The following is a 15,074-nucleotide window of genomic DNA, read 5'->3' as shown; positions in this document are numbered from 1 at the left end:
GTTTAACTCCGGCAAAGGTTTTGTCCGATATAGGCGTCGCTGCTAGTGAAATCCAGAGGCGTTAGTGTCGCAGATCAGCCTTTTTGCTTTTTTATCGGCTGTATCACGTTTGGGTCACGGGTTCTGGGCTGAGAACCGCGCCATTTCGATCTGGGCCGGAACACTGGGGGGCATGTTACGTTCGGTCACCTCTGCCAGCGCCTGAAGCGCCTCAGGCGTCTCGGGGCTGATGAGCACAGAGGTCAGGCACGGCTGGCTTAAGGTATAGGCCAGACAAAGTTCTTCCGCATTCCAGGCGGGTGTCTGATGCAAAAAGGCATAGGTGCCGCTGCCGGCCAATGGATCGGCCGCCTTGAAACGGAACAGACCGCGCCGTGCCCCGCGAGGCACGATATCCGACGCCCTGTGATAGGCCTGCGGGAAATAGTCATGGCCAATGATGTTCATGCTTTTGGATATGGCGTGATCGAGCAGGTGGCGTTTATCCCAGTTGGTATCAAGATCGAAAACCGTTTTCAGTATATCGAAGCGCCCATGATCAACGACGGCCCGTATGCGGTCGGTATTGGCCGACGCCCCCAGATAACGAATCAGACGGGCGTCCATAAGCCCTTCAAGAAAAATCCATGAAGACTCAGGTATTTTATCGAAACCGTTCGCATGGAACATTAACAGATCAATGGTGCCAAAACCATAATCCTGCACCAGTGCCCGCAACCGTTCGCGCAGGGTGCGCAGCGCGTAATCACTCACCGGGTCCTGACTGAGATCGGCATGGGCATTAAACGACAAAAACAGAAGCTTGCGGTCAATCCCGTCAAAGGCCTCGGCCACGCCCCTGAGGAAGTCCGGCTCGCTACAGTCAAAATGATAGGTATTGATGCCGTTCTCAAGCGCCGCCAGTATCAGCTTCTGGACATGCTGACGCCCACGGCCAAAGGCCTCCGGCCCAAGGCTCAGGCCCAGACTGGACAGGGCGGTGCCTGATTGTCCCAACGGGCGATAGCGCATGGTTACGGCGCGCGGGTTTCAAGCGCCAGCGCGTGCAAGGCCCCGCCCATGATATCACTTAAGGCGGCATAGACCTTCTGATGCTGCCTGACCTTTGGCATTCCGGCAAAACCGGCATCGGAAATATAGGCCTTGTAGTGGTCACCGTCTCCCGCCAGATCCTCGACGACAATATCCGCTTCGGGGAAGGCGGCTTTCAAACGGGCTTCCAGTTCGCTTTGGGCAACAGGCATGTCAGGCTTTCTAAACAAACGCGATGAATACGAACCTTACCATACCAAGGTTTAGAACTTGGTTAAACGCCCGTTTGCGCTGTAATTAACAGTCCGGCTGTCAAATGGGGCAAGTTGGGTTACTATGCCGCATAACTGAGGGGACGGATGTTATGAACGGTATGAAAACCATCGCCATAGCCACGATAGTGTCATTCATCGCGCAAGGCTGCGCCGCGCAAGGCTGTGCGCCGCCTGAAACCACGCTTGATAGGGCCATAACTCAGACACGTGACGCTGTGCGCTTGGGCCAAACGCAGGATTTCCTCACGCTTATCGGCCCTGACGGTCTTACAATTGGTTCCGAAGGCGGCGCCTTAAGCCAGACCGACCTTGCCACCGAACTGAATAACCGTCAGGGTCTCTATTGTGATCTGTTTAGCTGCAATGGCCGTAAGGGGCGCCTGAACAGCCTCATGACATCGGGTAATGCCTCCAAGGTCATCAGCAAGGCGCGCAACGGCGATGTTTTTGCCGTAGTGACCCTGCACCGCGGACATGCGACGGATGAGACGGAACTGCACTATGCCTATGTTGACTGCCGCTGGCAGCTTCTGGCCATTGGTACATTATAAGGACTTTTTACGTGGCCCTGACGGACGAACCCATAAAAAAGAAACGCCCCCTGATGACGGTGCTGAAAATCACGCTGGTGATCATCCCGACGGCGCTGTTCAGCATCTGGGGCTATCAGCAATATGAGAGATACAAAGGCGTTCAGGTCTATAAGACGGCGTTTCAGTATGAACTGGAATATGCCGAACTGGGGGTTCTGAACTCACAGGTCTTTGTGGCGCGCGCCTATGACGAAGGCTTCCAGACCGAGATCAACAAGGCCGAAGCCGTCAAATGGTACACCAAGGCCGCGACCCAGAGCCATGCCGAAGCCCAGTACCAGCTGGGTCAGCATTATCTGAATGGCGAAGGTGTGCCGCGTGATGACCGCGAAGGCTATATCTGGGTACAGCGGGCTTCCTTTAAGGAATATGCACCGGCAGAATACCGTCTGGGGCAATTGCTGTGCGAAGGGCGCGGCATTGAAGCCAACTGCGCCGATGGCATAAAACAGATCGAAAAAGCTGCCGGTCGCAACTATCCGGCGGCGCAGATTGAACTGGCGGAACGGCTGGAAAAAGGCGAGGGGATAGAGGCCGATCCGGTCAGGGCCTATGTGCTCTATGCCCTGGCCCATGATGCGCGCCATGCCGATGAAAAAACGCTGCCGCCGTCACCGGACCTGCAACGGCTAGAGCTTCGCCTGACGCCGGAACAACTGGCCGCTGCCCAAAGCGAATTTGAAGCCAGGCGCCTTCCGCGCAACGCAAAAAGACGCTTCCTGTTCTAAACCCGCAATTGAAGACGCCTTATACCTCGGGGCTAACGGGTGCAGGGCCTGAGGCCCTGCTAGTAATTCCGCGAATATCTGAGATTTACCGCCGTCCCTGAAGTCGATCCGGTCTGGGTCAGCACACTCAAGGTGCGTGACAGGGCGATCTCAAGCTGCGTCGCCGTGAAGCCCTTGGCGTCGGTGACGATCTCAATATAGATATTATTGGTCAGATACTGACCCGCCGCCAGTGATGTACCGCGCCCCGCCGCATCATCGGCCCCCAGCACCCTGAGGCGATCAATCCCCGTAGCGGTCCTGAGCTTGCCCAGCGGATTAAGCCCGCCACCGCCACCCTGAAGGCTGTTGAGTGACGCCGCCAGTTGCAGGGCCTGAGTGGCCGACAGGTTGGTGACGCTTTCCCCGAACAGAATACGCGCCAGCACCTCATCCTGTGGCAGGGACGGTATGGAACCAAAGGTGATCTGCGGATTCTGTGCCAAACCATCAATATTGATAGTTCCGGTAATGTCATCGACTTCGGCGGTCGCCAGTATCTCGATTTTCGGATTGGTCAGATTGCCGCCGTCAAAGGTGATTTCACCCTTTTCAATATCAAACTCCCGTCCGCCAAAGGCATAGGTGCCGCGCACGACAGTCATATTGCCGGCGACGCGCGGGGTCACGGTCGTGCCCCTGACGCGCATATCCGTCTTCCATTCGGACTCAAGGCCCATGCCATTGACGAAGATCTGGTTATCGGCACGAATACGTATATCGAGGTTCCAAAGTTGCGGTGCGCTTCGGGTTTCGGTCTGACGCGGCGGCTGTGCGCCACGGATGCGCACGCCCTCAAGCTCGGACACCTGCGATGCGCTTTGCAAAACCACCTCATAACGCAACTCAGGCAGACGCAGATCGCCCCTGATCCACGGGCCATCCTGTGTCGAATTGGTGATGTCGAGGTTCCCGGAAACGGTCGAACTGATGGCCTCCGAATTGGCGATGCGAGCATTATTCAGCTTGGCATTAAGCCGCAGCGGGAAGTCATCGGCAGCCGCCAGACTGATGAAGCCAGACGCCTCAACCGTACCTTCGCCCGCGCGTCCATCAAAGCGTTGCAGATCAAGCTGATCCTGATTGAAACGGCCCTCAAGTGTGATCTGGCGGATGCGTGTGCCAAAGGTCAGGTTTTCATAGGTCAGGTTGTTGCCGCGCACCTGTCCATTAAGGCGAGGGGCATTGATCGACCCTGAGACATCCGCCGCCAGAGCGACATTGCCGCTCATCTGCTGATCGGCCAGACCGGCCAGTGAGAACAGGGCCGAGGCGGGGCCATTAAAGCGCAGGCCGCCGCTCAGGCTGCCTGACATCAGTTGATCAACCCACGCCCCTTCACCACCCGGTGCAATAGTGGCGTCAAATCGGCCAATGGCTGAACCCCGTTGACGCAGGACACCACGGGCGCGGGTACGCTCTCCATTGAGCGTCGCCTCAAGCTGCATATCAAGGGGCGTGGAAATACTGCCGACGGTGGCGCGGGTCAGATTGTCAAAGCTCAGGCGCACCTGTCCGGTCGGGAAGGCGTTGCCTCGCTGGGTGTAATCGACGCTGCCCGTCGCGGTGCCGCTAATGCCCAGATCAGGCCTGACCATATTGGCGAGGCTCAGATCAAAGCTGTCGAACCGCGCCTGAACCTTAAGTTCCTCACCGAAACGCCCGGCCAGATTGACCTTGCCGCGCGGCGTGGCCAGAACAGTCGGGGCCAACACCCAGTCGTCGCCACGCTTGACGATGCGGGCCGGTTTCTCCAGCGAGAACGGCACGCCGCTGGCGTCGCCTTTGGCAGCCACCGTGATGACATCCCCACTGAGACGCGCATTGGCCGCCAGATCAAACGGCGCACCCTTGTCGCCGCTGGCCACCATCTTGATAGTGCCGTCGGTGCCTTTGAGGTCGATTTTCGCACGGCCTTTAGACAGCCACATATCCTGATAGCTGACTTCCGCCAGTTGCACATCGGCGGTAATCAGCGCCTGATCCTCAAGTCGGGCCGTGGCCTCAATAATGGCGCGACCGACGACGATTTCGGTTTCGCCCGGTGTACGGAAATTAGTGGCACGGGCTGATATTTTCGCACCCTGCACCTCACCGAAGGCCAGCAGGTTGGCCGTGCCGTTAATACCCGTCCCCGTAAGGGTCAGGGTGCCGGTGAAGGGGCCGGTATTGCTCTGGACAATGGTGCCTGCGGCATCAATCCCGGCAACGCGGGCCTGAGTGACATCAATGGTCAATGGCCCCTGACCGGTGCGCACCAGCACGTCAGCCAAAAGCGGACCATAGGCAGACTCACCTTCGGCGGTCACGTGATAGCCGTTAGTCTGGGTCTCAAGACGCGCCACCAGATTTTCGATCTGAAGCCCCAGCCCCGGACGCTCGGCACGCAATACGGCCGTCGGCGCTTTAATATTGCCGCCGACCTCAGCCGCCAGAGGGCCATAGGCCTCAGACTGCGCCGTCAGATTGAACCGCAAATTGCCATTCTGGAAATAACGTCCGCTGGCCGAAGTGAGTCTGAAATCCGGCGCATTGAGCGTCAGTCGTTGCAGAATAATGTCACCATTGGCGGCGGTATTGACCGCACCGGAGAACTTCGCATTCCCTCCAAGGAAACCGGCAAGGCCCGAATTATCGATGCGCACGGTCTGGCCATCGACCTTGCCCACCAGACCAAAGCCGCCCCCCGGAAGGGTCTTCAGATCGGCATCGATCACAAGATTCACAATGCCTATGCCATCAATCAAGTATTGATTAATGCGGCCTTTCAAGGCCCCCTGATAGATGCCTTCGCCCAGATCAGCGATCACAATGGCCGTGGCATTGATCTTGTCCGAACGTATCCTAAGATTATCGCTGAGTAGCATATCGCCATCCAGCGCCAAATCACCGTCAATCGTGACATTGCTGACCAGGGATTCCGCAGCGGCATTGAGACCCGTAATATGTTTGGCACGCGCTTTGACCGGAATTTTGACATGGTCACCATCAATGCGTGAGCGGCCTTCGGCATGCAGTTCGTGCACGACGATGTCATTAAAGCCGATGGTCTTCGCATCGATCTTGTAATCAATCAGCGGGCGTTTGAACGGGCCATCGAGATAAAAATCAGCCGAGACATCATTGCCATTAAGGCCCTTGGTGATCGTGGCGGGCTTGAGGACATCGGCCCGAAGCGTCAGTTTGTCGAAACGGCTTTTCCCCAGATCGACCGCGCCTTTGGCCGCCAGTCTCAGACCGTCGGACGCCAGTGACACCTGACCATCGGCACGGCGATCCTTGAAGGTAGTCGATAAGTCTATGGCCAGAGCCGGTGCAAACAGCGCCTGCATCGACGGCCCCAGAATACGGTCGGGATGGGCAATGCCCTTGACGCCAAACAGGCCATCACGCGCCGTCAGCGTCAGGTCCGCCAGAGACTGTTCCCCCAGAGTGCCGAGAAGCTTACCATCCCAGCGCTTCCAGTCACCCTTGCCCTCAAGCGAGGCATTCAGCGGGGCCTCAAGCTTCAGAAGCGGCACAATGGCCCCGTCAGCAGGCGCGTTAATACGCGCCGACAGATCAAGCCGGTTATCATCGGGCGCAGCATCGAGTTTCAGTACGGCGCGATCCCCGCGGTCCCCGTTAAGGGCGGCGTCAATCTGAGCGCGGCCTTTCTTAAGGTGCGCGTGGCCGTTAAGCGTCAGGGTCTGGGCTTCACCGGTCACCGCTTGGCCGAGATATATCTGTTTGATCTCGACCTTTTGCGCATCAATGCGAATATCCGGCAGCTTAAACGGTTCGGACTCTTTCTTTTCCGAGGCAATCAGTTCGGGCAGACGCAATAATTCCACGCGATCCGACGATAACTCGCGAACATCGACATGCTTGCCCACCAGCGCAAAGGGCCGCCAGTCGAGCCTTATGGCTTTGGATTGAAAAAACACCCCGCGCGGATCGGACAGCTTCAGATCACGCACGGTCATGTCGCCATAGATCGACCCGTCTATGCGCCCGACCGCGATCTTCAGGCCATTGGCTGGCTTTTGCGACGCGACCATATTGACGATGAAGCGCTTGCCCGGTGCCGTATCCAGCGCCACAAGCCCGATAGCCGTCAGCCCCAGAAGCCCACCCACAATCCCGCCGCCCCACATAAACGCTTTTTTCACCGGAAAGCGCTTTTTCGGCTTTTTTTCCGGCTCACGCTTCGGCGCGGGCAGATCGTCTTCAGGGCCAGAGGCGGGGGGAACAGGGGTCAAGGTGTCGTTATCGGTCATGATCAGAAAGCCTGTCCTATACCGACATAAAGCGATACCGGTGATTCCCCGTCACGGCGGCTGATGGGGGTGGCAATATCGACGCGCAAGGGGCCGAAATTGGTGTAATAACGCGCCCCGATGCCGACCCCGAAGCGGATGTCTGAAAATTCGGGGAATTCGGCGTGATAGACCTGACCGGCATCAACAAATGGCACAATGCCTAAGTTACCGCCCAGAAAATCCTTGAAGCGATAACGCACTTCGAACGCCAGTTCGACGGCACTGCGCCCGCCGGTCGGGTCATTATTGATGTCACGCGGGCCAAGCTCCTGATAGCCGAAGCCGCGCACCGAACCACCGCCACCGGCATAGAGCCTCCGCGATGGCGCAATCGCTGTCAGATCAGCTCCATAGATCGACCCAAGTCGGGCGCGAGTCGCCAGAACCAGTTGCGGAGATACCTCGCGGTAATAGCTGATGTCACCGACATTAACGAAGAAATTGCCGCCTCCGCCACTCAATGAGACAAACGGCGTTGCCTGCACACCGGCACGGAAACCACGCGACGGATTAAGCAGGTCATTGGTGACATCATAGCCAATTTTGGTCGGCAGCGAGGCATAGAAATAGTTGTCGCGCAGGTTCTGCGTCGTATTCAGGTCAAAGGCTTTTTCCTGCGTCGCCAGAATTTCCGCCCCATAGCTCCAGGTCCATTTCTTCTGCCAAAGGGGCGTAGAGACGCGAGACACACTGCCACTCAGCGACAGTGTCATGGCCTCATAGGAATCATAGGTCTGATTGGCAAAGCTGAGGCCCGCCTGCACCGTGCGGTCACGACGCTTGGCATTTGAGCGACGGAAAGACGCCCCAAGCCCCTGTTCCTGCGTCCCCACCACGGCGCTGAAGATCACCGCACCCTCAGGCGGGAAACGGTTTCTGTGCGTCCATCTGACTTCAGTCCGCAGACCCTGACCGGTCGAGAAACCGATATCACCCGCCAGCGTGCGCGGCTTACCGGCATTCTGCGTCACCTTAAGCGTGACATAGGCCGTACCATCTTCGGCGGTTTCACCCGACAATTCCGGCTCAACCCCGACCGAGGCAAACAGGCCGGTGGCGGTCATGGCTTCCCGCAGGTCATCGACCATGCGCACATCATAAAGATCGCCGCTCTCAAACCGGCTTAAGGTGCGAATATGATCGGCCTTGAAAACCGGATCACCCTCCAGCCTTATGCCATTAAAGCGGCTGCGCGGGCCGGTGGTGACCGGCAGCGTATAGTCACCCTTACGGGTCTGTGGATCGATCACCACATCCCTCAGCCCCAGTTGCGCAAACGGATAGCCCTGCTGCGGCAGGGTCAGGGTGACATTGGCCTCGGCGGATTTGATGAGATCGGCATCAATGGCGTCCCCCGGATTTAGCGGCAAGGCGTCACGGATCAGAGTGGGCGGCTCGGTCGGATCAGCCTCAATAGCGATAGACGACAGCGTGTAGATTTCGCCGGGGACGACCGAAATGACCGCCGTTGCGCGGCTTTCGGGATTATCGGCACTCGGCAGGTCGATGCGCGAACGAACCACAGCATCATAATAGCCATGCGATTTCAGCAACCGCAGCGCCAGAATTTCATCTTCCTGTAAACGGGCGCGAAGCTGGCTCAGATTACCTGCCGTACCCTTGCCATCCCTCAGAACACTAAGGTCTTTGAAGGCACGGTCGATATGAGTGGCATGAAAACCTTCGAAGCGCGTGTCATACCGGACCGGCGGCGGCGTATCAGAATCATTATTGGCCACGACCTCGGCGTCCGGTGCCGCCGTCAGGTCATAGGTCTCAAGCGGCGGCAGGGCGGCCTCAAGCGCCGGATCACTGAGTGGCGGCGCTTCAGGTAATTCAAGATCAGTTAATTCGGCGGTAGTCTCATCTGTCGGTGGCAAAAGCGCATCGACCGGCGAAGGGGTGGTGTCAAGCCCATCATCTGTCACCAGATCCGTTTCCGGCTCCAGATCGGGAAGTGCCGCCTCAAAGCTTTCGTCATCAAGGATCGGGGTTTCCGGCTCGGCATCGGTAACCGCCCCGGAATCAGTCCCGGAATTAGTAACGTCCAGTGGCGACGCCGATTGCGACTGTGCCCCTGCCGGAGACAGGGCGGAAACGATCAGACAGGCCAGTATATACGCGCGCAAGATGATATTACCTGATGAGTTCAGCCCGAAACTTAACTGGATTCTTTACATCCACCTCTGAAAAAGGACGGATAGGGTCTGAGGTCAAATAAAAAAATGATGGGAATTGCAAGCCTGACCCGCCGCAACGCCCTTAAATTATCTAACTATAGCGCGCCAAACTCAGGTCAGCGGTCTCGATCTCAGGTGTCTGACCGCTCACCAGATCACTTAAGACCCGCCCCGAACCGCAGGACATGGTCCAGCCCAGCGTGCCGTGGCCGGTATTAAGATAAAGGTTATCATAAGCCGTGCGACCAATCACCGGCGTACCGTCAGGCGTCATGGGACGCAATCCCGTCCAGTATTCCCCCGCTGACAGGTCCGCCGCGCCTTCAAACAGATCATTGACGACATAACTTAAGGTATCGGTGCGCGCCTTCGGCAGATCATGGCTGAAACCGGCAATTTCAGCCATGCCGCCCACGCGCACCCTTTGCCCGAGACGGGTCATGGCTACCTTGTGCGCCTCATCCATGACGGTTGATACCGGCGCACGCGCCTCATTCAGCACCGGTGCCGTCAGGGAATAGCCCTTGACCGGATAGACCGGCAGCCTGAGCCCCAAAGGCCTGATCAGGCGCGGCGTATAACTCCCCATACAGCCGACAAAGACATCGGCCTCTATATCGCCTTCCGAGGTCTCAATCGCCCTGATGCGCCCGCTTTCCGTTTTGAACCGGTGAATATCGACGCCGTAACGAAACGACACACCCCGTTCCACGGCTTTTTCCGCCAGCGCATTGGTGAACATAAAGCAATCGCCGGTCTCATCTTCCGGCAAACGCAGGCCACCGACAAGCTTGTCTTTGGCAATGCCGGGTTCGGCTTGCAAACAGCCATCGGCATCAAGGATTTCAAACGGCACACCCCGCTGACGCAGGACCTCCGTGTCCTTCGCCATATGATCGAATTGCCTCTGGGTGCGGAAAACCTCAAGCGTCCCTAAGGCGCGATGGTCGAACTGAATACCGGTTTCCTCGCGTAAGGCTCTGTGGCAATCCCGCGAATAGTCGGCAATGCGCACCATCCGGTCTTTATTGACGGCATAACGGCCTGCCGTACAGTTGCCGAGCATCTGCAACAGCCAGCCCAGAGTGCGTGGATCAAGCGTCGGACGAAGTATCAGCGGGGCCCGCTTCATGAACAGCCAGCGTATGGCCTTAAGCGGCACATCCGGCGCCGCCCAGGGAGACGAATAGCCGTAGGACAGTTCACCGGCATTGGCGAAACTCGTTTGCAGGGCGGGGCCTGCCTCGCGCTCAAGCACGGTGACCTCATGACCGGCCTTGGCCAGATACCAGGCCGAGGTCACACCGGTAACACCGGCCCCTAAGACAACGACCTTCATGACACCCCTCCGCTGTACTGACGCTGATAACGTCGCCCCAGTCCGGTCAGTATCTCATAGGCAATCGTACCGGCATCCGCCGCCAGTTCATCAAGGCTCTGATGCGGCCCGATCACTTCGACATAATCCCCTATGCCCAGCGCACCTTCGGGCAGGGCGCTGATATCAACAATGATGCTGTCCATTGATACCCGGCCTGTAATCGGCAGCCTGATGCCATTAAACCAGACGCTGCCCCTATTGCTCAGGGCGCGCGGCAGGCCATCGGCATAGCCCGCCGACAGGGTTGCCAGACGCATTTCCGTTTCAGCCGTCGCCGTACCGCCATAGCCGATTTGCGTCCCCGCGGGTACCGTGCGGGTCTGGATAACGGCGACATGCAGGCTTATGACCGGCTTCATGGGTGAGGGCCGCTCTGCGTTGGGGGCGCCGCCATAAAGCGCAATGCCCGGCCGGACGAGCGCCTGACGATAATCACCCCCCATAAAAATCCCGCCGGAATTGGCAAAACAGACCGGCACGTCCGGAAACAGGGCCGTCATTTCGCCAAGCACACTCAACTGCGCATCGTTTGCCGGATTGTCCGGTTCGTCGGCACAGGCCAGATGGCTCATCAGATAGCGCAGATCGAAATATTTGAGGACGTCAGGGCTTTCGGCCAGAGCGTGGGCCTCATCTGGTGACAAACCAAGCCGCGACATGCCGGTATCAAACTGTAAAACCGCAGGCAGGAACTTGCCGGTATCCCGCGCGGCGTTTGCCCAGTTTTCAATCTGCTGTGGGCTGTTGAGCACGGGAATAAATCCATGTTCAGCACAAAGCGTTTCCGATCCGGGCAGCAGGCCGTTGAGGATATAAATATGAACATCATCCGCCAGCAAAGGATGCAAATCGAAGGCTTCACGGGCGATGGCGACAAAGAAATCGCGGCAACCGGCCTCATAGAGGGTGCGTGTCACTTCCGACGCCCCCAGACCGTAGGCATTGGCCTTGACGACCGCACTGGTTTTCGCAGGCGCGGCACGTTCTGACAGGGCTATGTAATTGTCGCGCAAAGCCCCCAGATCGATACCGAGATATCCCCCGGCACCGCCATTTAATTCAGCGGGTAATCCATCTGGCGTTTTAAGACTCATAGCCGTATTCCATTGTCGCACAAGGCGTGGGTGACTCTTCAGGGATATACCTCCCCATTTTAATGGGGAGGGGGACCGCGATCCGTGAGGATCGGGGTGGTGGGGTAACTTACTTTCTTCCGAAAGCAAGCCAGACTCGCCATCCGCCTTTAGTCGCCGCACATATTCGGAGCCATCCTACGCCTGAAACAGTCGTAAGTTACGGCATTTTACGCCTTATTTTTTCAGATTATCTGCTTAAGCGGCAAATTTAAGCGTGAAAATGACGGAATTTACCGCCCCTCAGACAAGGTCATCGCGCTCACGTGCCGTGGGCTCATAAACCTTTGTCCCCATATAGATTTCCGAATCGAACTCACCTTCGGTCTTGGCGACCGCCAGCGCCACCACCGCATCGGAAGCCACATTGACGGTGGTGCGGGCCATGTCCATGATCCGGTCAACCGGCAGGACAAAGGCAAGGATCATCGCCACCTGTTCGGGCGTGACGCCAAAGGTCGACATGACAATGGCCATGAGGAACAGTGAGGCCGACGGGATGCTGGCCGTGCCGATCGACACCAGCGACGCGGTCACAAGAATGATGGCATATTCCGCTGGCCCCAAGTGGTAGCCAAAGGCCTGAGCGGCAAAGCAGGCCAGTATGCCCTGATATAGCGCTGTACCATCCATGTTGATGACGGCCCCGAGCGGCAGGGTTGAACCGGCAATCGATTGTGGCACCCCCAGCTTCTGCGTGGTGCAGTTCATGGTGACGGGCAGGGCGGCGGAACTTGAGGCGGTGGAATAGGCCACGGCCTGCGCATCGGCCATGCCAAAGAAAAAGCGCCACAGCGGCAGTTTCAGCCACAGCTTGATAATGCCCCCATAGACCAGAAGCATATAGGTGATCAGCGCCAGATAGACACAGGCGATCAGCTTGAAGACCGAGGCAAAAATCTCAATGCCCTGACTGGCGACCGTATAGGCCATAAGGGCAAAAACCCCCAAAGGCGCAAACTCCATGACGATCTGGGTGACCTTCAGAATGGCCTCGGAGGCGGCGGTAAACACATCGGCTACCGGTATGGCTGACGGGCCACACAGGATGATACCGATGCCGAACAGGATCGAAAAGAAGATGAGCGATAAGACATCGCCCTTAACCATGGCTTCGACCGGATTTTGCGGCACAATAGCCAGAAGTCGCTCGGATATGGTCATTGGCTCAAAAGCCACCGCACCGGCACCGACATCCGTCAGCACCAGACCGCTGCCGGGTTGAAGAACCGTCCCAAAGGTCAGACCGATACTGACGGCAATCAGGGTCATGACCACATAGAGCAGCAGGGTTTTTACCCCGACCGTCCCCAGACGTTTCGGATCACCCAGTTGCACAATACCGGCCACCAGCGTGGTCATAATCAGCGGCACAATGATCATGCGCAACAGGCGGATAAACAGGTCACCAAACGGGCCAAGCCAGGTCTTGATCCAGCCTGCCGCCACGGCCTGCGCCTGATCCGGCGCGATACCGATATGCAGGCCCCATGCTTTCAGACCGGCCTGAAGCCCCAGACCGAGTACAATACCGGCCACCAGTGCCATAAAGACGCGTCCCCAAAGGGGAATGGCAAACCACCAGCGGATCATAGGGGGACTCCGTATTGAGACTTGGGCCACGATACTGCCTGAGCGGTTCTGGCGCGTCGAGAGGGGGAGGGGTAAAAAGCGTGCCTGCGCACAATTTTACCGGTCAGGCGTTCGGATGCTTGCGTGAGAAGATCCACTGCCTGTCATCTGACGCTTCCGGCACGAAGCGATAGCCTTCGTAATCAAAGCCCTTAGCCGCTTCGGGATCGGTAATACGATTGTCGATGACATAACGCGCCATCAGGCCGCGCGCCTTTTTGGCAAAAAAGGAAATCATCTGCGTCTTGTCGCCCTTGATCTCAAGGAATTTGACATTCACCACCTTGAGCTTAAGGCCCTTGGTCAGGGCGGCGCGGGCATATTCCTGACTGGCGAGGTTGAGCACCGTATCCGTACCGGCAGATTTGGCATCTTCGCTGAGTTGTGTGGCGATGCGCTCGCCCCAGAAGGCATAGAGGCTGTTACCTTTAGTTGTCTTCAAAGATGTCCCCATCTCCAGACGATAGGGCCGGATCGCATCCAGCGGTCGCAGGACGCCATAAAGACCGGATAATATCCGCACATGCTGCTGGGCGAAGTCCAGACCTGCGGCATCCAGTTCGCGGGCTTTCAGACCCGTATAGACATCTCCGTCAAACAACATGGCCGCCGGTGTCACCGCCTGATCGTCGAAATGGGCAAAGCGTGCGCGGTTCAGTTCGGCCAGATTGTCAGATATCCCCATCAACGCCTTTAAATCGGCTGATTTCAGCTTTTTTGTCACTTTTAGCAGGGTTTCTGTCTCTTTCCCCAGACGGGGTGCACTGGTGGAAATGTCTTTAGAAACAGGGGCTTCGTTAAGTGACTTGGCAGGGGACAGGAGGATAAGCATGTGTTTTGCACTATTTTAAAAAAGGTCAGGCAGATCAGGTGTTTAGTTGTATGATGAATTTAAAGACGTTTTTGCATCATTCGTATCGATTTTAACCAGAAACTAACCTCAGAGACCTATGTTACGTCAAAAGATGGGGCGAAACATATGTCAAGGGGTACAGTACTCGTACTGGAAGATAGCCGTGTTCAGGCGCAATTGATATCAAAGATGCTGGAAAATTGTCAGTGGTCAAGCGTTCTGAGCTTTGACCACAAGATGGCTTTTTCTACCCTAAGGTCCTGTCAGGTCGACCTTTTATTGCTTGATGTCTATGTCGAAGGCGGCAACACGCTGATGCACATGCCTGAGATACGTCAACTGGCACCGGGCGTACCTGTGGCCATTATGACCGCAGGCGGCGCAGGCGGTTCCGCGCTGAACGAAACGCTCAATGCCGCCAGACGCGCTCAGGCGGATTTCGTGCTGCAAAAGCCGTTCACGCCGGATGACATGCGCATCATCCTTGAGGAAGCTATCCGCATGCGCGGTGCGCCGATCAAGCCTACGCATGTGCTTGTCGTTGATGACTGTCGCGTGGTGCGCAAACTGGCCGGTATGGCCTTGGCCGCAAAGGGATATCGTGTGTCCGAGGCCCGCAGTATGGAAGAGGCTTTTGAGCGTATAGACATTGCCCATGTCGACATTGTTATCACCGATATTTTCATGCCGGGCATGGGCGGCATCGAGGGGATACAGATCATTCGTTCGACCTGGCCCGAGGTCAGTGTCATCGCCATGTCTGCCGGTATTGAGCAAAAGGTCAACCACACCCAGGCCCTGTCGGCGGCGCGTCATATTGGGGCCAATGCCCAGTTGCCCAAGCCGTTCACCGCTTCGGACCTGACCATACTGGTTGAGGTGGTTATGGCTGAAAAATATCTGGCGGCATAAGGGATTTGTGGCCGA

Annotated in this window: 11 protein-coding genes; 3 read left to right on the top strand and 8 right to left on the bottom strand. The window is 57.2% G+C overall.

Annotation, left to right across the window (positions count from 1 at the left end; genetic code table 11):
• Positions 1-114: 114 nt before the first annotated feature.
• Positions 115-1,011 (bottom strand): aldo/keto reductase, encoded by an 897-nt coding sequence (locus tag E5201_RS07510; RefSeq protein ID WP_140985442.1) that lies wholly within the window; start codon positions 1,009-1,011, stop codon positions 115-117.
• A gap of 2 nt (positions 1,012-1,013) precedes the next feature.
• Positions 1,014-1,244 carry a BolA/IbaG family iron-sulfur metabolism protein gene (locus E5201_RS07505; RefSeq protein ID WP_140985441.1) on the bottom strand — a complete coding sequence of 77 codons (231 nt, stop codon included), beginning with the start codon at positions 1,242-1,244 and terminating at the stop codon, positions 1,014-1,016.
• A 152-nt stretch (positions 1,245-1,396) separates the two neighbouring features.
• Between E5201_RS07505 and E5201_RS07500 the strand changes: the two genes are divergently transcribed.
• Complete coding sequence (locus E5201_RS07500; RefSeq protein ID WP_140985440.1) at positions 1,397-1,858, top strand: hypothetical protein; 462 nt, start codon at positions 1,397-1,399, stop codon at positions 1,856-1,858.
• Between the two features lie 11 nt (positions 1,859-1,869).
• On the top strand, positions 1,870-2,628 hold the full coding sequence (locus E5201_RS07495; protein WP_140985439.1) for a tetratricopeptide repeat protein: 759 nt from the start codon (positions 1,870-1,872) through the stop codon (positions 2,626-2,628).
• Positions 2,629-2,687: 59 nt separating this feature from the next.
• Here the strand turns inward: E5201_RS07495 and E5201_RS07490 are convergent, their stop codons facing one another.
• From E5201_RS07490 to yaaA, 6 genes are all read right to left on the bottom strand, one after another.
• Positions 2,688-6,926, bottom strand: a complete 4,239-nt coding sequence (locus E5201_RS07490; protein WP_140985438.1) for a translocation/assembly module TamB domain-containing protein — start codon at positions 6,924-6,926, stop codon at positions 2,688-2,690.
• 2 nt (positions 6,927-6,928) lie between these two features.
• Complete coding sequence (locus tag E5201_RS07485; RefSeq protein WP_219993577.1) at positions 6,929-9,097, bottom strand: autotransporter assembly complex protein TamA; 2,169 nt, start codon at positions 9,095-9,097, stop codon at positions 6,929-6,931.
• A 142-nt stretch (positions 9,098-9,239) separates the two neighbouring features.
• Positions 9,240-10,487 carry a D-amino acid dehydrogenase gene (locus tag E5201_RS07480; protein ID WP_140985437.1) on the bottom strand — a complete coding sequence of 416 codons (1,248 nt, stop codon included), beginning with the start codon at positions 10,485-10,487 and terminating at the stop codon, positions 9,240-9,242.
• The gene (gene alr / locus E5201_RS07475) at positions 10,484-11,623 is read right to left on the bottom strand and encodes an alanine racemase (protein WP_140985436.1); all 1,140 of its coding nucleotides are present in this window, start codon (positions 11,621-11,623) and stop codon (positions 10,484-10,486) included. The genes E5201_RS07480 and alr overlap by 4 nt, the downstream gene beginning before the upstream one ends.
• A 282-nt stretch (positions 11,624-11,905) precedes the next feature.
• Entirely contained in the window at positions 11,906-13,255 is a 1,350-nt protein-coding gene (locus E5201_RS07470) for a dicarboxylate/amino acid:cation symporter (RefSeq protein WP_140985435.1), read from the bottom strand.
• Between the two features lie 103 nt (positions 13,256-13,358).
• Entirely contained in the window at positions 13,359-14,126 is a 768-nt protein-coding gene (yaaA, locus tag E5201_RS07465) for a peroxide stress protein YaaA (RefSeq protein ID WP_140985434.1), read from the bottom strand.
• 147 nt (positions 14,127-14,273) lie between these two features.
• Here yaaA and E5201_RS07460 point away from each other — a divergent pair, with 147 nt between their 5' ends.
• Complete coding sequence (locus tag E5201_RS07460) at positions 14,274-15,059, top strand: response regulator (protein WP_140985433.1); 786 nt, start codon at positions 14,274-14,276, stop codon at positions 15,057-15,059.
• Positions 15,060-15,074 lie beyond the last annotated feature (15 nt).

Source organism: Asticcacaulis tiandongensis (genome assembly GCF_006475605.1).
GTDB classification, from domain to species: Bacteria; Pseudomonadota; Alphaproteobacteria; order Caulobacterales; family Caulobacteraceae; genus Asticcacaulis; species Asticcacaulis tiandongensis.
This window is presented reverse-complemented; position numbering and strand designations above follow the sequence as displayed.